The organism is Niabella hirudinis (assembly GCF_051201075.1).
Lineage (GTDB): Bacteria > Bacteroidota > Bacteroidia > Chitinophagales > Chitinophagaceae > Niabella > Niabella hirudinis.
This window is the reverse complement of record NZ_JBPEHJ010000002.1, coordinates 89,225-107,178: the sequence shown is the minus strand read 5'-3', so window position 1 is coordinate 107,178 and position 17,954 is coordinate 89,225. Positions and strand designations below refer to the sequence as shown.

Genomic DNA, 17,954 nt, shown 5'->3' with positions numbered 1-17,954 from the left:
ATGAGCCATAAAAAATAAACAGATGAAAAGGTATAGGAAGAGCATCCATAGTTGTATATGGGTATTGCTTGTAATGGTGGTGCAGCATGTTGCGGCGCAAACATCTAATCCGCATCAGTACAAGTATACGTTTACGGTGGCCAAAGATGGCAGCGGCGATTTTAAATACATACAGGATGCCATCGATGCTATGCGGGTATATCCGCTGGCGCCCATCACCCTGTATATCAAGAACGGGGTTTATAATGAAAAGATCGAACTGCCGGCAAATAATACAGATGTCAATTTTATAGGTGAAAATGCAGATAGCACCATCATTACATTCAATGATTACTCCGGCCGCGGAAGGTTAACAACCTTTACCTCCTTTACGGCAAAAATTTCCGGTAACCGCTTTTATGCGCAAAATATCACTTTTGCCAATAGCGCCGGCAGGGTAGGACAAGCGGTGGCTCTTTATATAGATGCCGATAAAGCCGTATTTAAGAATTGTAAGTTCCTGGGCGATCAGGATACCATTTTTGCAGCCGGAGAAACAGCCCGGCAGCTCTTTGTGGATTGTTATATCGAAGGTACAACGGATTTTATCTTTGGCCCGGCCACCGCCGTTTTTCTGCGTTGCACCATCCTTGAAAAATCAGCGTCCTATATTACTGCGGCCAGCACAACGCCGGGTAAACGGTTTGGGTTTGTGTTTTTGGATTGTAAGATCAAAGCTGCGCCGGAAGCCGCAAAAGTGTACCTGGGCCGTCCCTGGCGGGCGCATGCAAAAACCGTATTGCTGCGCTGTGAGCTGCCGGAACAGATTGTTGCAGCAGGCTGGAATAATTGGGGAAATATAGAGAATGAAAAGACGGTTTTGTATGCCGAGTACAAAAATATGGGAGGGGGCGCCCGGCCCGCCGCACGTGCAGCCTGGAGCCGGCAGCTGACGGATAAGGAAGCAGAGCAATATACCATAGACCAGATCTTTGCTGCAAGAAATGCCGGTATTCCCGGCGAAAAAGATTGGTTTAAGCAAACCAAGTTGAAACCCTTTTTATGGCCGGGAAAATAATAACCTCCCATCGTTTCAGCAAGATCTTGCTACGATTGCTCTTCCTGGCTCCGGGCCTCTTGCTGACTGCAATTACGTTTGCTTCACCGTACCATTTTGTTGTTGCGGCCGATGGCAGCGGCAATTTTAAAACCGTACAGGAAGCCATCAACGCCGTCCCCGATCTGCGGAAAGTGCAAACGGTCATTTATATAAAAAATGGGGTGTACAAAGAAAAGCTGACACTGCCGCCTACCAAAACCAACATAAAACTGGTGGGGCAGGATGTAAACAAAGTAGTCCTGACCTATGATGATTATGCCGGCAAAAAAAACAGGTTTGGGGAGGATATCGGTACTAGCGGCAGTGCCTCTTTTTTTATATATGCCGATGACTTTACTGCGGAGAATATAACTTTTGAAAACAGCGCCGGACCCGTTGGGCAAGCCGTAGCCGTAAGGGTGGCATCGGACCGTGTAAAATTCATCAACTGCAGATTCCGGGGATTTCAGGATACCCTGTATACCTATGGGAACGGGGCCGCCAGCCGGCAATACTATAAAAATTGTTATATCGAAGGTACCGTGGATTTTATTTTTGGTTCCTCCACGGCGGTCTTTGATGCGTGCCGCATATATGGAAAAAGCGGCGGGTATTTTACAGCTGCCAGCACCCCCGATACCGCAAAGTATGGTTATGTGTTTATAAAATGCAGCATAGAGGGAGACGCACCACCGGCATCGTTTTACCTGGGCCGTCCCTGGCGCCCTTACGCCAAAACCGTGTATATAGATTGCGCTATGAACGAGGTGGTGAAGCCCGAAGGCTGGAATAACTGGGGAAAAGTTTCTAATGAGCAAACGACTTTTTACGGTGAATATCAATCCGCAGGGAAGGGCGCCCATAAAACAAAACGCAGGGGTTGGTCGCACCAGCTTACCCCGGAACAGGCCGCTGCCTATACCCCGGAGCAGATTTTTAATGGCTGGCAGGTGAAGTAGCGTTTAATAGTTTTAGTTATGACAAACAAAGTAATAATGGCGATGGTCTTTTGTATGACAGCAGCCCTGGCAAAAGCACAATCGCAACCCTATGTATCGCAGGTGTGGCGCCCGGATAATGGTGACGGCACTTACACCAACCCGGTTATCAACGCTGATTATTCGGACCCTGACGCCATCCGCGTGGGAGATGATTTTTATCTGGTGGCTTCCAGTTTTGATGCGGTTCCGGGGTTGCCCATCCTGCATTCCAGAGACCTGGTCAATTGGAGCATCATTGGTCATGCATTAAAACGCCAGCCGCCTTACGATGTTTTTTCCAAAACGCAGCATGGCAACGGGGTATGGGCCCCTTCGATCCGGTATCATAAAAATGAATTTTATATCTATTATCCCGATCCGGATTTTGGTATCTATATGGTAAAGGCAAAATCCATTACCGGCCCCTGGAGCAATCCGGTGCTGGTAGAGGCCGGCCGCGGACTTATTGATCCCTGTCCGCTTTGGGATACTGATGGTAAACTGTACCTGGTGCACGCCTATGCCGGCAGCAGGGCTGGTATAAAAAGCATCCTGGTGGTAAAGGAAATGAATGCCGCCGGAACGCAAACGGTCACAGCGGGAAGGATCGTGTTTGACGGGCACGAAGAGGACCCTACGCTGGAGGGCCCTAAGTTTTATAAACGCAATGGCTATTACTATATTTTTGCGCCTGCCGGCGGTGTGGCCACCGGGTGGCAGCTGGTGTTGCGTAGCCGTAATATATATGGCCCCTACGAAAGAAAAGTAGTGATGGATCAGGGCAAATCGCCGGTTAATGGTCCGCACCAGGGGGCCTGGGTCGATACGAAGGCCGGGGCCAGCTGGTTCCTGCATTTCCAGGACAAAGGAGCTATTGGCCGGGTGGTACACCTGCAACCCATGAAATGGGAGCAAGACTGGCCGGTTATTGGTACGGATGAAGACCGGGATGGCATAGGAACGCCGGTACTAACCTATAAAAAGCCGGTTACAGGAGGCGGTGTTCCGGTGCATAACCCACAGGAAACGGACGAGTTTAACGGCCCGGAACCAGGGCTGCAATGGCAGTGGCAGGCCAACCCCGAAGCCAACTGGGGTTTTATGTACCCGGGAAAAGGAGTGCTCCGTTTGTTTACCCGGCCGCTGGCTCCGGATGCCCGTAATTTATGGGAAGTGCCCAATGTATTGCTGCAAAAATTCCCTGCTGATATGTTCACCATAACCACTAAGCTGCGGTTTGGCCCCAACCCGAAAATAACCGGTGAAAAAGCCGGGCTTACCACGATGGCCATGAGTTATGGCAACCTTGCTTTGACGACAAAAAAAGACGGTGTTTATGTGGTATTTACCAGCTGTGAAAATGCGGATAAAGGAACGTCAGAAACCGAACAGGAACTGGAAAAGATACAGCAACAGGACATCTGGTTTCGTATGCAAATAAAGGCGGATAAAGTTTGCGTATTCAGCTACAGCCTGGATGGCCGCCATTTTAAAACGGCGGGTAAGGTAAACGCTGTGCCGGGAAAATGGATCGGCATCAAGGCCGGGTTGTTTGCCACCAGCGTACAAAAAACCAATGATGCCGGTTTTATGGATGTGGATTGGTTTCGGGTAAGCCCCTAATTGATAACGTTTGCGTAAATAAAAACTCAGAATCGCTTTTGCACCGCCCCAATTAGGCTTAACTTGGCGCCTCAGCGAGGCCATATTTATATAGAAAACAGTATTGCCGGATGATAAAAAACAACTTATTTTTTGTTCTGGTGCTGATCAGCCTTCAGCTAAGCGCCCAGTCAGTATGGAAGCTCCCCCGCGTGGAGGAACCGCAGTTTGGTAAAACCCAATATGTGATATCCCGGTATGGAGCCGTTCCGGACGGATATTTTTTGAACACCAGAAGTATACAGGCCGCTATTGATGCGTGTACGCAAAACGGAGGAGGCACGGTGCAGGTGCCCGCAGGGCTTTGGCTTACCGGGCCCATTGTATTAAAGTCCAATGTAAACCTGAATCTTGCGGCCGGCGCCACCTTATTGTTTACAAAAGACAAATCGCAGTACCCATTGGTAAAAGCCAACTGGGAGGGTTTTGTGCAAATGCGGAATCAATCGCCCATCTCGGCAGAAAATGCCACTAATATTGCCGTTACAGGAAAAGGCATCATCGATGGCAACGGCGATGCATGGCGCGCGGTAAAAAAAGATAAGCTCACGGAGTCTCAATGGAAGAAGCTGGTAGCCTCCGGCGGAGTGCTCAATAAAGACGGACGCATCTGGATGCCCTCCGAAAGTTATGCCCGGGGCGATCAGTTAAAGGATCCGGGTCGTATTTCACCCGATAAAGATGCTGCTTTTTATGAGTCGGTAAAAGACTTTTTCCGGCCCAATTTACTGGTACTGACCTCCTGCAACCGGGTGTTGCTGGAGGGGGTTACTTTCCAGAACTCCCCCGCCTGGTGCCTGCACCCGCTCATGAGCCGGAATATTACCGTAAGGAATGTTTTTGTAAAAAACCCCTGGTATGCCCAGAACGGCGATGGCCTGGACCTGGAAAGCTGCAGCAATGTGCTCATCGAAAACAGTGTGTTCGATGTGGGCGATGATGCGCTGTGTATGAAGAGTGGCCGGGATGCCGATGGGCGCCAGCGGGCAATGCCCACAAAGGATGTTATCATCCGGAACTGTACCGTATACGCCTCCCATGGAGGATTTGTGGTAGGCAGCGAAATGAGCGGTGGCGTTAACAATGTATATGTAAGCAATTGTACCTTTATTGGCTCCGACATCGGACTGCGTTTTAAAACCACGAGGGGGCGCGGCGGTATTGTGGAGAATATTTTTATTAAAGATATTTTTATGAAGGATATTCCCGGGGATGCGATCCTGTTTGATATGTATTATATGGCCAAAGATCCGGTGCCATTGACCGGAGAAAAAAGAGAACTTCCCAAAATAGAACAGCGGCCGGTAGATGAAACAACGCCCCGGTTCCGGAATATCGAAATCAGCAATGTGTTTGTAAACGGGGCTGGAAAAGCTGTTTTTTTAAGAGGTTTACCCGAAATGCCGGTAAAGGACATCCGTATCAGCAATGCCGTATTTCAATCGCAAAAGGGTGTCGACATCCAGGAAGCTGCAAATATTCAATTTAAAAATGTGAAAGTTTTTGCTTCCCAAACCGGGCCGGTGATCGATGTGATTAACGGGAAGGACATCCGGTTTGAGGGGCTGGACTATGCTCCCCTATCGAAGCTGCTGATAAGGGTGGCTGGTGAAAATAGCCGCTCCATCCGGTTTGAACGTACTGACTACAGCAAAGCGGTTAAAAAACTGGAAGCCTCCCTGGGAGCAACCAGCGCCGCGGTTTCCTTTAAATAACGACAAATAACAGTTTTGACATGCAACGATATATCCTGTTTTTTCTCTTCTTTTTTTTATTGAGCGGCGCGGTACAGGCGCAGCCACTCTCGCAAAAAATGGCATTGACCGCCATGCATCGCTGGCCCGATTCATTTTCCGTAACGCCGGGTAAGCCTGCTCGGTGGAGCTACGACCAGGGGGTTATCTTAAAAGGAATCGAAGGTGTATGGCTGGCAACCGGCGACCCCAAATGGTTTAACTACATACAGCACAGTATGGACTATTTTGTGAGAGATGACGGAAGCATTAAGGATTATGATGCAGACAGCCATAATATTGATCATGTAAATAACGGTAAACTATTATTAACGCTCTACCGGGTAACAGGAAAGGAAAAGTATAAAAAAGCCATATTAAAATTAAGGGAACAATTACGTACCCACCCCCGTACGCATGAGGGTGGGTTTTGGCACAAGAAAGTATACCCCTATCAGATGTGGCTCGATGGCCTTTACATGGGGCAGCCTTTTTATGCAGAATACGCACAGGTGTTTGGCGAAGATTCGGTTTTTAACGATGTGACCCGGCAGTTTGTGCTGATGGAAAAAAACGCCCGCGATGCTAAAACCGGCTTGCTGTATCACGGGTACGATGAATCCAGGCAGCAGCAATGGGCCAATAAACAAACCGGGCGCTCTCCGCATTTTTGGGGACGGGCCCTGGGCTGGTATGGCATGGCGTTGGTAGATGCCCTGGATTATTTTCCCGATCAGCATCCGGGTAAAAAAGAACTTATTGCCATCCTGAACCGCCTGGCTGCCGCCGTGGTTAAAGTTCAGGATGCCAAAACCGGCATGTGGTATGATATTGTGAACCTCCCGCAAAGGAAACCCAATTATACAGAATCATCGGCTACAGCCATGCTGGCTTACACACTGGCCAAAGGAGCCCGTAAAGGGTATATTGCCCGGTTGTACCAGACAAATGCAAAAAAGGCATTTGCAGGGCTGGTAAAATACAAGCTTTCGCAAAGTAACGGGTATACTAACCTTGAGGGAACGGTTTCTGTATCCGGTTTGGGCGGCAAGCCCTATCGTGATGGAAGTTTTGAATACTATATGAAAGAAAAAGTGGTACAAAACGATCCAAAGGGCATGGGGGCGTTCATCCTCGCCGCCAATGAAATCGAAATGCTGCCCAATCTGGCGGTGGGCGCCGGTAAAACCGTGTTGCTGGATAATTATTTTAACAATGAATGGAGAAAAGGGGCCGGCGGGCAGCAAGAGCGCTGGCACTATACCTGGAACGATCGCTCCAATGGCGGTTATTCCTTCCTGGGCGGCCTGTTTGAGCAGCAGGGGGCAACCCTCCGGTCGCTTCCGGAGGCTCCCAACGCCGGCAATTTAAAAGATGCGGCCGTTTATATAATTGTGGATCCGGATACCGAAAAGGAAACCTCCGCCCCCCATTATATAAACGAAGACAACGCTGCGCAGATAGCCGGTTGGGTACAAAAAGGCGGGGTATTGGTAATGCTGGCCAACGATGCCGGCAACTGCGATATCAAACACCTCGATATCCTCGCAGATCGTTTCGGCATCCGGTTTAATGAGGATAATTTACTCATGGTGAAGAATAATAATTATGAGATGGGGCGGGTAAATATCCCCCGGGGTAATATAATTTTCAAAAATGCCAAAAATGTTTATCTAAAAGAAATAAGTTCTTTGAACCTTTACAAAAAAGCTGTTCCCGTGTTAAAATCAAACGATGTAGCAATTATGGCCGTTGCCCGGTATGGGAAAGGTGTTATTTTCGCTTTAGGCGATCCCTGGATCTACAATGAATACGTAGATGGCAGAAAATTACCGCTGAAGTATGAGAACCTGCAGGCTGCCAAAGACTGGGTGAACTGGCTTTTAAAAACAGCAACAACGAATCAAAAAAAATAAGAACAGTAATGCAATTATCCAAGGCGATATTAACATCCGTTAAAAAAGATCTGGCAGTTTCGGTGCCTGCGGAAGCACAGCTCGAACTTCCTGAAAAAGTACTGCAATTTGGTACGGGCGTGCTGCTGAGAGGCTTGCCCGATTATTTTATTGATAAGGCCAATAAACAAAATATTTTCAACGGCCGGGTAGTGGTGGTGAAATCTACAAATACCGGCGGCGCCGATGCCTTTGATACCCAGGACGGTCTTTATACCATCTGTGTAAGAGGAATTGAAGAGGGCAGGGAGGTAAACGAATATATTGTAAACAGCGCTATCAGCCGCGTGCTTGCGGCCCGGGGGCAATGGGAGCAGATCCTGGATGTGGCCCGGAGCCCGGAGCTTGAAGTAGTGATCTCCAATACTACGGAAATGGGAATTGTTATGAGCAGCGATCTGGTTACCGATGCACCTCCAGCCTCCTTTCCCGGTAAGCTGCTTGCTGTATTGTACGAGCGGTTTAAAACGTTTAACGGGGCGGCGGAACGCGGCCTGGTGATTATCCCTACTGAGCTGATTATTGACAACGGGCGGCAGTTAAAAGAGATCATTATCCGGCTGGCGGAACAGAACGGACTGGAATCCGAATTTATCAGCTGGATCCATAATGCCAATCATTTTTGCAGCTCCCTGGTTGACCGGATTGTGCCGGGCAAGCTGGCGGGGAACGATCTGGAACAAACCCGCGAGTGGCTGGGTTACCGGGACGACCTGATGATTATGAGCGAGGTATTCCGGCTTTGGGCCATTGAGGCGGCTGATCCGAAAGTACAACAGGTACTATCTTTTGCCCGGGTAGACTCCGGCGTGGTGATTGCACCGGATATTGAACGCTTCAGGGAACTAAAGCTGCGCTTGCTCAATGGCACGCATACGCTTTCCTGCGGACTGGCCTACCTGGCCGGCTTCGAAACCGTAAAGGAGGCCATGGCCAACCCCGCTTTTGAGGCATTTGTTGCCCGGCTCTCCAAAGATGAACTGGCCACAGCAGTTGTAAGCAGCCAGATCACCTATGAGGAAGCCTGCAAATTTGCAGATTCCGTATTGGAGCGGTTCAAAAATCCTTTTTTAGATCATAAATGGCTCAGCATCAGTTTTGCCTATACCTCAAAAATGCTGACGCGGGATATACCGCTGATCGAAGATTTTTACAAGGAAGAAAGAAAAGGCCCCACTGCTATTGCCCTTGGCTTTGCAGCCTACCTGCTGTTTATGAAAAGCAGGAAGGAGGGCGATCAATACGTAGGAACAGCCAATGGAAAAGCCTATACGCTCAATGATGACAAGGCCGGCATTCTTTCTCAAAAATGGGCGGAGCATCCGGAAACGGATAAACTGGTGGACGCCGTACTGGCGGATACCACCCTGTGGAACGAAGATCTTACCCTCGTTCCTGGTTTTGCAGAAGCGGTAAAACAACAGTTGCGATTTTTAACAGGAAGCGGCGCACAAGCTGCTTTACAAAATATAACAAAGGAGTAAAACATGGCCGAGATTGTTTTAAAAGTACATCCGAAAGATAATGTGATCGTTGCCCTCAAAAACCTGGAGAAGGGGCAGGTGGTGAGTTACGGGGGCGAGGATTTTATATTGCAGGATGCCATTACAGCAAAGCACAAATTTTTTACACATGACCTTCAGCAAGGTGATGAAATTATTATGTATGGTGTATTGGTGGGAAAGGCCCAGCAATTCATTCCCCGGGGCGGCTTAATGACCACCGGTAATACCAGGCATGCAGCAGATCCCTTTGAATACCGCCCGTACCAGTATCACTGGACGGCGCCGGATGTTTCAAAGTTCAAAGACCGCACGTTTAATGGGTATCATCGCAGTGATGGCAGGGTAGGTACCGCCAACTACTGGCTGTTTATGCCCACTGTATTCTGCGAAAACCGCAACCTGGATGTGATCCGCGAAGCCTTGCATAATGAGTTGGGCTACGCTGTAACCGACAAATACAAGAAGTACGCGCACCACCTCGTGGAGGCGTTTAAGAACAACGAAGACATTTCAGACCTGAGTCTGAACGCATTGCCTGCCGGCGGAAGCGGCAACACCGACCGGCTTTTCAAAAACGTGGATGGTATAAAGTTCCTGAATCACCAGGGAGGTTGTGGCGGTACCCGACAGGATGCCGGCACATTAAGCAAACTGCTGGCAGCCTATGCCGATCATCCAAACGTAGCGGGCATCACCATCCTGAGCCTGGGTTGCCAGAACCTGCAAACCAAACAGCTGCTGGAAGATATTAAATTAAGAAATCCTTCTTTTGATAAGCCCATCCTCGTTTTTGAGCAACAACAGTCATTAAGCGAAGAGCAATTGGTAGCTGAGGCGATAAAGAAAACCTTTGAAGGGCTGATCGAAGCCAACAGGATCGAGCGCGCCCCCGCACCTCTTACGGCACTAACGGTGGGCGTAAAATGTGGAGGCAGCGATGGTTTCAGCGGCATCAGCGCCAATCCGGCCGTAGGCTATACCAGTGATCTGCTGGCCGCACTGGGTGCAAAAATCCTGCTGGCAGAATTTCCCGAACTCTGCGGGGCCGAACAGCAGCTGATCGACCGCACCATTGATGAGGCGGCCGCCCGGAAATTTATTCACCTCATGACCACCTACAACGACCAGGCGCTTAGCGTGGGTTCGGGCTTCTTTATGAACCCATCCCCGGGTAATATAAAAGATGGCCTTATCACCGATGCTATTAAGAGCACGGGCGCTGCAAAAAAAGGCGGCACATCTCCCGTAGTGGACGTGCTGGACTATACAGAACCCGCCACCAAGCCAGGCCTGAGCCTCGTATGCACGCCCGGCAATGATGTGGAAGCAACCACCGGAAAAGCGGCATCCGGCGCTACGCTCATCCTTTTTACAACAGGATTGGGAACCCCAACCGGTAACCCGGTTTGCCCCACCATTAAACTGGCCACCAACACATCGCTGGCCAACCGGATGAGCGATATTATCGATATCAATACCGGCGGCATTATTGACGGAGAAAAGACCATCGAAGAAATGGGCGCAGAAATACTGGAGTATTGTATCAAAGCGGCCAGCGGTGAAGTAGTTCCCAAGGCGGTACAGCTCAACCAGGATGATTTTATCCCCTGGAAACGCGGAGTGAGCTTGTAAATGACAATAACAATTAAAAATTAACCAATCAAAAAGTGAAACAGTTTTTAGACGATAATTTTTTGCTGGAAACAAAAACGGCGGAACGGCTTTACCATGATTACGCAAAGCAAATGCCTATCATAGACTATCATTGTCACCTTCCTCCACAGCAAATTGCGGAAGATGTACCGTTCAAAAATATTACACAGGCATGGTTGTATGGCGATCACTATAAATGGCGGGCCATGCGCACCAATGGAGTTAATGAAGCCTTCATTACCGGAAATGCTTCGGATGAAGCAAAATTTCTGAAATGGGCCGAAACCGTTCCCTATACCATGCGCAACCCCCTGTATCACTGGACGCACCTGGAGCTGCAGCGCTATTTTGATATCGGGGAAATACTGAGCGCGGGCAACGGAAAAAAAGTTTATGATGCCGCCTCTGCAAAAATCAGCAGTGCCGAATACAGCGTAAAAAATCTGCTGCGCAAAATGAATGTAAAAGTGGTTTGTACCACCGATGACCCGGCAGATACGCTGGAGTTTCACCAGGAAATTAAAGCGGCCGGTTTTGAAATACCCGTATATCCTGCTTTCCGGCCAGATAATGCCATGAATGTTTCCAACCCGGGAGCCTTTGGCGCATATATAGCCCGGCTGGAAGCCGTATCCAATATAGAAATTACGAATCTGGATGCCTACCTCCAGGCACTAAAGAGCCGGCATGATTTCTTTGCCGAAATGGGCTGTTCCGTATCGGATCATGGATTGGAATGCATTCAGGCAGCGGATTATACGGAGGCCGCAGTAAGCGCTTCCTTTGATAAAATCCGGGCGGGAAAGGAACTTTCGTTGGAAGAGCAGGAACAGTTCCGCTCCGCCATGCTTGTTTGGCTGGCCGAATGGGATCATGAAAAAGGTTGGGTACAGCAGTATCACCTCGGTGCATTGCGTAATAACAATTCACGCCTGCTGCAAAAACTGGGGCCGGATACAGGCTGGGATTCGATTGGTGATTTCTCCCAGGGCAGGGCATTATCCAAATTTCTGAACGGACTGGATAAGAACGACCGCCTGGCAAAAACGATCCTCTACAACCTGAATCCTTCCGATAATGAGCTCTTTGCTACCATGACCGGTAATTTCAATGATGGAACGGTAGCAGGAAAAGTACAATGGGGCTCGGGCTGGTGGTTTCTTGATCAGAAAAACGGAATGATTGAGCAGTTGAACACCCTTTCCAATATGGGACTCATCAGTCGCTTTATAGGAATGCTGACCGATTCGAGAAGTTTTCTCTCCTTTCCCCGGCATGAGTATTTCCGCAGAATACTCTGCAATTTGTTTGGAAACGATATTGAAAATGGCGAACTTCCCGCCGACACCAATTGGGTGGGTCAGGTCATTCAGGATATTTGTTTTAACAATGCAAATAAATATTTTGGGTTTGGAGCAGAATAGGGAATAGGCAATAGTGAATCAATGCCGTTTTCTTAAAGCCATTGAGGCACAGATCTGGAGGTGGTTTAACGGTGGTCAAAAATATCTCAGAGACGGTGCCGCAGGCGCTGTCAGTGGCTGCCGTAACAGTCATAACACAACAAATCAGTGTTCCGAACGTTCGGAACAGTGTTTCTGCGGCAACCATAAAAATCGCTAAGGAAACGACATTGAATAGCGAGCAGGGAATGGCGGGTTGGAAACATAACATTAAGTATCAAAATATCAAGTATCAAATATCAAATCAGTATATGTTTGATCTTTCAGGCAAAACAGCCTTAATAACAGGTGGCAATAAAGGAATCGGAAAAGGCATGGCCATCGGACTGGCAAAGGCCGGCGCCAACATTATTGTGGCCGCACGCTCTGTTGAAGCCGGCTCTGAAGTAGAGGCGGAGGTAAGGCAGCTTGGCCGCAATTTTAAGCATTACAAACTGGATGCGGCAGATAGGGATAATGTTTATGCATTTGTAAAGCAGGTGCTGGCAGAAAATGAACAGATTGATATACTTGTAAACAACGCCGGCACCATTATGCGAAAGCCGGCAGCGGAGCACCCGGATGAATACTGGGATAATGTATTAACCATCAACCTGGATACGCCCTTTATACTGGCACGTGAGTTTGGAAAGCATATGATTGGGAGGGGATCGGGCAAAATCATCTTCACCTGCTCCCTCTTAAGTTTCCAGGGGGGAATCAATGTGCCCGGCTATGCCGCCAGCAAGGGCGCGCTCAACAGCCTGGTAAAAGCCCTGGCTAATGAATGGGCTTCAAAAGGTGTGAATGTAAACGGCATTGCTCCCGGTTATATCGCAACCGATAATACCCAGGCACTGCGGGAGGATGCCGACCGCAGTAAATCCATTCTGGACCGGATACCTGCAGCCCGCTGGGGTACGCCGGAAGACTTTGCCGGGCCCGCTGTTTTTTTGGCATCCGATGCCGGAAGTTATGTACACGGAACCATCCTCACCGTAGATGGTGGCTGGATGGGCCGGTAGCGCAGGAATAAAAATTACAAATCAGGAAATATCAAATAAAAAATTAGAAATGGAAATCAGGTACGAGCACAGTCCGCAGGAAACAAAAGGAATGACCACAGAACAGCTGCGCGAAAGTTTTCTTGTAGAAGATTTGATGAAGACCGATAAATTGACGTTGGTTTACAGCTTCTATGATCGCCTGATCGTAGGTGGCGTAAAGCCGGTGGCAAAAGCGGTACAGCTCAAAAATGAAGAAGAACTCAAAGCAGGGTTTTTTCTCCAGCGCCGCGAAATGGGCGTTATTAATGTGGGTGGTAAAGGATCCATTACCGTTGATGGCAAAAAGTTTTCATTGGATAAACTGGACTGCCTTTACATCGGGCGCGGATCTAAAAAAGTAAGCTTTGGCAGCAATGGAAAAAAAGATCCCGCTGTATTTTATATTTTATCGGCGCCGGCGCATCATGATTATCCCACTACAAAATATACCAAGGAACAGGCAGCACCTGTAGCATTGGGCGATGTAACCACATCCAATAAACGTACCGTATACAAATACATTCATGAGGACGGTATTCAAAGCTGTCAGCTGGTAATGGGACTTACGGTGCTGGAAACAGGAAGCGTATGGAACTCTGTTCCCCCGCACACACATACGCGCCGCACCGAAATCTATTTTTATTTTGACCTGCCGGCCGGCCAGCGTTTATTTCATATGATGGGTGAGCCGCAGCAAACCCGGCATATCATTATGCAAAACCAGGATGCTGTTATTTCTCCGCCCTGGAGCATGCACTTTGGCTGCGGTACCTCCAACTACGGGTTTATATGGGGTATGGCCGGTGAAAACAAACAGTACACGGATATGGATCCGGCGCCCGTGCCTACGTTGTTGTAGTCATTGGAGTGAGTAGTCAATAGGCAATAGTGAATGATGTGGTCTCAAATCTCAAATTAGAAATCTCAAATCAGAAATAATAGTATGTCCAAAAAAATTGTTACACTGGGCGAAATCATGTTGCGCTTATCCACTCCGGGTTTCGAACGTTTTGTTCAGGCAGATTCTTTTGATGTTACCTATGGCGGCGGCGAGGCCAACGTAGCGGTGGCGCTTTCCAATTACGGTTTGAATGGTTCCTTTGTTTCAAAGGTGCCCGATAATGCCATCGGCCAGTCGGCCATTAACCACCTGCGCCGGTATGGTGTTAATACCGACTTCGTTGCGCGTGGCGGCGACCGCCTGGGAATTTATTTCCTGGAAACAGGAGCTTCTATGCGGGCATCGCAGGTGATCTATGATCGCGCCGGTGCTGCTATTGCCGATGCCGATGCCGGTGAATTTGATTTTGATAAAATACTGGATGGCGCCGATTGGTTTCATACAACCGGCATTACGCCCGCGTTAAGCGATAAAGCAGCGGCTTTAACAGAGGCAGCGCTGAAGGCGGCAAAGGCCCGGGGTATTACCACCAGCATCGATTTAAATTACCGCAAAAAACTGTGGAGCAAAGAAAAAGCCCGTGAAGTAATGAGCGAGCTGTGCAAATATGTGGATGTTTGTATCGGTAATGAAGAAGATGCCGAAACCACATTGGGCTTTAAAGCCGCGGATACGGATATTACAAAAGGAGAGCTGAACCTCGAGGGATATAAAGATGTGATCCGCCAGATGAAGGCAAAATTTAATTTTAAATACATTGCCTCATCCCTTCGGGAAAGCTACAGCGCCAGCGACAATGGCTGGAGCGCATTGGTAAGTGACGGTACCGAGTTTTATCATACCCGCAAATACGATGTACGCATTGTAGATCGGGTGGGAAGCGGCGACAGCTTTGCCAGCGGCCTGATCTACGGCCTGGTAACCGGTATGAGCATGGCCGATGCTGCAGAGTTTGGCGTGGCCGCTTCGGCGTTAAAACATACCATCCCGGGCGACCTCAACCATGCTACATTGAGCGATGTAAAAACGCTGATGAAGGGCGATGCCAGCGGCCGGGTACAGCGGTAACGGGTTTGTACTGAGTAAAGACGAAGTGTATTTATTATTTCTTATTTTAAATTTCCGATGGTAATTGATACAATAAATAATGCAGGGCGCTACGGGCAGCTGCATCCCCTGTTTAAAAAAGCATTTGATTATATCCGGCAAACCGATCTGGCCGCTGCGGCCGCCGGTACGTATATTGTTGAAGAAGATGCGGTAAAGGCGATCGTTTCAGAGGCGCCCGGTAAAAAGGCGGAAACAGCGCTGGAAAAATTTGAATGTCATAACCAGTTTATCGATATCCAGTATGTAATCAGCGGCCTGGAACAAATAGGCTGGAAGCCGCGCCAGGACTGCGTTGCGCCCAATGGGGAATATAACGCAGAAAAAGATGTGCAGTTTTACAACGACGCGCCGGACCTGTTTTTTAAATTAGCCGCCGGGCAGTTTGTGATCTTCTTTCCGGAAGATGTGCACGCGCCCATGATTGGAGAAGGTGTCATTAAGAAATTAGTAATGAAAATAAAATTATAGGAATGGCCGTACAACAAACGATAGACACGATCATTGAGCAGGGGATGCTGCCTTTGTATTTTAATGCAGATGAAACCGTAAGTGTAGAGGTGTTGCGGGCCTTGTATAAAGCGGGGGTTAAAGCCGTTGAATATACTAACCGGGGAGCGGCGGCATTAAATAACTTTAAAAAACTGGTAGCCATCCGTAACCAGGAAATGGAAGGGTTGCTGCTGGGTATTGGCACCGTAAAAAACCTGCAGGATGCAAAGGACTACCTGGAAGCAGGGGCCGATTTTTTTGTAAGCCCGGGATTTGTTCCGGAAGTAGCAGCGTTTGCAGCTGAAAAAACAGTTTTTTATGCGCCGGGCTGTATGACGCCCACCGAAATTATTGCAGCCGAAAATGCAGGGGTGCGGTTTATTAAATTGTTCCCGGGCGATATGCTGGGTGCAAAATACCTGGGCACCATTAAAGCTGTTTTTCCAAAACTGTTGTTTATGCCTACCGGCGGGGTAGATACAACTGAAGAAAGTATCGCCAGCTGGTTCAAAGCCGGGGTTTGTGCCGTGGGCATGGGCAGCAAACTGGTAAGCAAGGAGCTGATGGCAGCACGGGACTACGCCACCATTGAGGCAAAAACAAAAGAAGTGTTTGCTCTTATTCAGTCAATAAAAACAAAATAAAACGATATGCAACAAGCCATAGGAAAATACAGATGGACGATTTGTGCTTTACTTTTTTTTGCTACAACCATTAACTACATTGACCGGCAGGTTTTAAGTCTTTTGCAACCCACTTTGGCAGCAGAGTATGGCTGGACAAACAGCGACTATGCCAACATCAACGTGGTGTTTACGTTCGTGTATGCGATTTCAATGTTGTTTGCCGGACCGATTATTGATAAACTGGGCACCAAAAAAGGATTTATGTGGGCGATTATTGTCTGGTCCCTTGGCGCCATTTTACATGCATTTGCCATTCCGATCGGGCATGTTTTTGGTCCTGCTTTTTCTGCGGTGGGCATTACCGTTGCTTCGGCCTCCGTGGTCGGATTTATGATTTCGAGGGCGGTACTTGCTTTTGGCGAATCGGGAAACTTTCCGGCTGCCATTAAAACCACAGCCGAGTATTTCCCCAAGAAAGAACGGTCGCTGGCTACCGGAATTTTTAATTCGGGGGCCAATATCGGCGCGGTAGTAGCGGCGCCGCTCGTATATTTTATAGTGGACAAATGGCATTGGCAGGGCGCTTTTATTGTCGTGGGAGCACTGGGCTTTCTGTGGCTGATCTTCTGGCGTATGTTTTATGAGCAGCCCGAAAAGCAAAAAAGACTTTCGGCACAGGAGTTACAATATATACAACAGGTTGAAGAAGGCGAAGATGTAAAACCTGTAACCGAAGAAAAAGAAAAAACATCGTGGTGGAAGTTGTTGGGCTATAAACAAACCTGGTCTTTTGCTGTGGGAAAGTTTATGACAGATGGGGTTTGGTGGTTTTTCCTGTTTTGGTTGCCCGCCTATTTAAAGGCGCAATACGGTATGGAGAAAAACGATATCAGTATCCCCATCATGGTTATTTACAGTCTCACCATGGTTGGCAGCATTACCGGCGGCTGGTTTCCGATGTATTTTATTAAAAGAGGCCACAAGGCTTACAATGGCCGTATGATTGCCATGTTTATCATAGCGCTTTTTCCCATGGTAGTATTGCTGGCGCAGCCCCTGGGGCATATCAGTTACTGGATACCGGTATTGCTTATTGGTATTGGCGCATCAGCGCACCAGGCCTGGAGCGCTAATATTTTTACCACTGTGTCCGATATGTTTCCCAAAAAGGCGGTAGGTTCCGTAGTAGGTATTGGCGGTATGGCCGGCGGATTGGGCGGCGTGGTTATTAATAAGCTCGGAGGGTTTTTGTTTGATAAATATGAGGCATTGGGTCATATAGAAACGGGGTATACGATCATGTTCGCCATTTGCGCCCTGGCTTACCTGGTGGCCTGGTTGATTATGAAATCGCTGGTTCCAAAATACAAACCCATTACCGATCTTTAAGATATAAGAAGTATTAACAGGCCGGTATCTTTTTATTAAAGTGACCGCGCCGGGGGCAGTGTCAAAAGTCTCCATTTTGTCATGCCGTCCCGATGGCCATCGCATGCGCGTCAAGTTAATTTTTGCCCCGGGAGCTGCAGCGCAGCGCTGATCCTGTTAGTAAACGACAATACGGGTAATAAAGGTGCAGCGCACCGGTAATCATTGCGGTTTGTACAAGCCGTGCACAGGAAATTACCGCCGCGCTGCGGCTACGGGAGGTGTTGGGCGCTCATCGTTATAAGGGTCAACGGCGCGCTGCGCCTGTTTGCCATTAAAAGATGCGATCTTTTTGGCGCGAAAGGCTTACTCGTACTACATTTCATGGCAACATGATCTGTTCTTA

Annotated in this window: 14 protein-coding genes; all 14 read left to right on the top strand. The window is 48.5% G+C overall.

Annotated elements, in window-relative coordinates:
• Window positions 1-22 precede the first annotated feature (22 nt).
• The 14 genes from GGU45_RS03760 (at window position 23) to GGU45_RS03695 (ending at window position 17,569) form a co-directional block, all read left to right on the top strand.
• Window positions 23-1,057, top strand: a complete 1,035-nt coding sequence (locus GGU45_RS03760) for a pectinesterase family protein (RefSeq protein WP_435222162.1) — start codon at window positions 23-25, stop codon at window positions 1,055-1,057.
• Window positions 1,042-2,037, top strand: coding sequence for a pectinesterase family protein (locus GGU45_RS03755; protein WP_435222160.1), 996 nt, complete (start codon window positions 1,042-1,044; stop codon window positions 2,035-2,037). The genes GGU45_RS03760 and GGU45_RS03755 overlap by 16 nt, the downstream gene beginning before the upstream one ends.
• 18 nt (window positions 2,038-2,055) lie before the next feature.
• On the top strand, window positions 2,056-3,681 hold the full coding sequence (locus tag GGU45_RS03750; protein WP_435222158.1) for a glycoside hydrolase family 43 protein: 1,626 nt from the start codon (window positions 2,056-2,058) through the stop codon (window positions 3,679-3,681).
• Window positions 3,682-3,791: 110 nt separating this feature from the next.
• On the top strand, window positions 3,792-5,435 hold the full coding sequence (locus tag GGU45_RS03745) for a glycoside hydrolase family 28 protein (RefSeq protein ID WP_435222157.1): 1,644 nt from the start codon (window positions 3,792-3,794) through the stop codon (window positions 5,433-5,435).
• 20 nt (window positions 5,436-5,455) lie between these two features.
• Window positions 5,456-7,369, top strand: a complete 1,914-nt coding sequence (locus tag GGU45_RS03740) for a glycoside hydrolase family 88 protein (protein WP_435222155.1) — start codon at window positions 5,456-5,458, stop codon at window positions 7,367-7,369.
• An 8-nt stretch (window positions 7,370-7,377) separates the two neighbouring features.
• Window positions 7,378-8,892 carry a tagaturonate reductase gene (locus tag GGU45_RS03735; protein WP_435222153.1) on the top strand — a complete coding sequence of 505 codons (1,515 nt, stop codon included), beginning with the start codon at window positions 7,378-7,380 and terminating at the stop codon, window positions 8,890-8,892.
• 3 nt (window positions 8,893-8,895) lie between these two features.
• Window positions 8,896-10,545 (top strand): UxaA family hydrolase, encoded by a 1,650-nt coding sequence (locus GGU45_RS03730; protein WP_435222151.1) that lies wholly within the window; start codon window positions 8,896-8,898, stop codon window positions 10,543-10,545.
• A gap of 35 nt (window positions 10,546-10,580) precedes the next feature.
• Window positions 10,581-11,990, top strand: coding sequence for a glucuronate isomerase (gene uxaC / locus GGU45_RS03725; protein ID WP_435222149.1), 1,410 nt, complete (start codon window positions 10,581-10,583; stop codon window positions 11,988-11,990).
• A 290-nt stretch (window positions 11,991-12,280) separates the two neighbouring features.
• Window positions 12,281-13,033, top strand: coding sequence for an SDR family NAD(P)-dependent oxidoreductase (locus GGU45_RS03720; protein WP_435222147.1), 753 nt, complete (start codon window positions 12,281-12,283; stop codon window positions 13,031-13,033).
• Window positions 13,034-13,082: 49 nt separating this feature from the next.
• Complete coding sequence (kduI, locus tag GGU45_RS03715; RefSeq protein WP_435222145.1) at window positions 13,083-13,913, top strand: 5-dehydro-4-deoxy-D-glucuronate isomerase; 831 nt, start codon at window positions 13,083-13,085, stop codon at window positions 13,911-13,913.
• An 84-nt stretch (window positions 13,914-13,997) separates the two neighbouring features.
• Complete coding sequence (locus GGU45_RS03710; protein WP_435222143.1) at window positions 13,998-15,023, top strand: PfkB family carbohydrate kinase; 1,026 nt, start codon at window positions 13,998-14,000, stop codon at window positions 15,021-15,023.
• A 57-nt stretch (window positions 15,024-15,080) separates the two neighbouring features.
• A complete protein-coding gene (locus GGU45_RS03705) occupies window positions 15,081-15,533 on the top strand; it encodes a NanQ anomerase/TabA/YiaL family protein (protein ID WP_435222141.1) in 453 nt (150 codons plus the stop codon).
• A gap of 2 nt (window positions 15,534-15,535) precedes the next feature.
• A complete protein-coding gene (locus GGU45_RS03700; protein ID WP_435222139.1) occupies window positions 15,536-16,198 on the top strand; it encodes a bifunctional 4-hydroxy-2-oxoglutarate aldolase/2-dehydro-3-deoxy-phosphogluconate aldolase in 663 nt (220 codons plus the stop codon).
• A gap of 6 nt (window positions 16,199-16,204) precedes the next feature.
• On the top strand, window positions 16,205-17,569 hold the full coding sequence (locus GGU45_RS03695) for an MFS transporter (protein ID WP_435222137.1): 1,365 nt from the start codon (window positions 16,205-16,207) through the stop codon (window positions 17,567-17,569).
• Window positions 17,570-17,954 lie beyond the last annotated feature (385 nt).

Bases quoted from the DNA above. Each gene is read 5' to 3' on its own strand.
- GGU45_RS03760 (WP_435222162.1), top strand. From the start codon at position 23: ATGAAAAGGTATAGGAAGAGCATCCATAGTTGTATATGGGTATTGCTT.
- GGU45_RS03755 (WP_435222160.1), top strand. From the start codon at position 1,042: ATGGCCGGGAAAATAATAACCTCCCATCGTTTCAGCAAGATCTTGCTA.
- GGU45_RS03750 (WP_435222158.1), top strand. From the start codon at position 2,056: ATGACAAACAAAGTAATAATGGCGATGGTCTTTTGTATGACAGCAGCC.
- GGU45_RS03745 (WP_435222157.1), top strand. From the start codon at position 3,792: ATGATAAAAAACAACTTATTTTTTGTTCTGGTGCTGATCAGCCTTCAG.
- GGU45_RS03740 (WP_435222155.1), top strand. From the start codon at position 5,456: ATGCAACGATATATCCTGTTTTTTCTCTTCTTTTTTTTATTGAGCGGC.
- GGU45_RS03735 (WP_435222153.1), top strand. From the start codon at position 7,378: ATGCAATTATCCAAGGCGATATTAACATCCGTTAAAAAAGATCTGGCA.
- GGU45_RS03730 (WP_435222151.1), top strand. From the start codon at position 8,896: ATGGCCGAGATTGTTTTAAAAGTACATCCGAAAGATAATGTGATCGTT.
- GGU45_RS03720 (WP_435222147.1), top strand. From the start codon at position 12,281: ATGTTTGATCTTTCAGGCAAAACAGCCTTAATAACAGGTGGCAATAAA.
- kduI (WP_435222145.1), top strand. From the start codon at position 13,083: ATGGAAATCAGGTACGAGCACAGTCCGCAGGAAACAAAAGGAATGACC.
- GGU45_RS03710 (WP_435222143.1), top strand. From the start codon at position 13,998: ATGTCCAAAAAAATTGTTACACTGGGCGAAATCATGTTGCGCTTATCC.
- GGU45_RS03705 (WP_435222141.1), top strand. From the start codon at position 15,081: ATGGTAATTGATACAATAAATAATGCAGGGCGCTACGGGCAGCTGCAT.
- GGU45_RS03700 (WP_435222139.1), top strand. From the start codon at position 15,536: ATGGCCGTACAACAAACGATAGACACGATCATTGAGCAGGGGATGCTG.
- GGU45_RS03695 (WP_435222137.1), top strand. From the start codon at position 16,205: ATGCAACAAGCCATAGGAAAATACAGATGGACGATTTGTGCTTTACTT.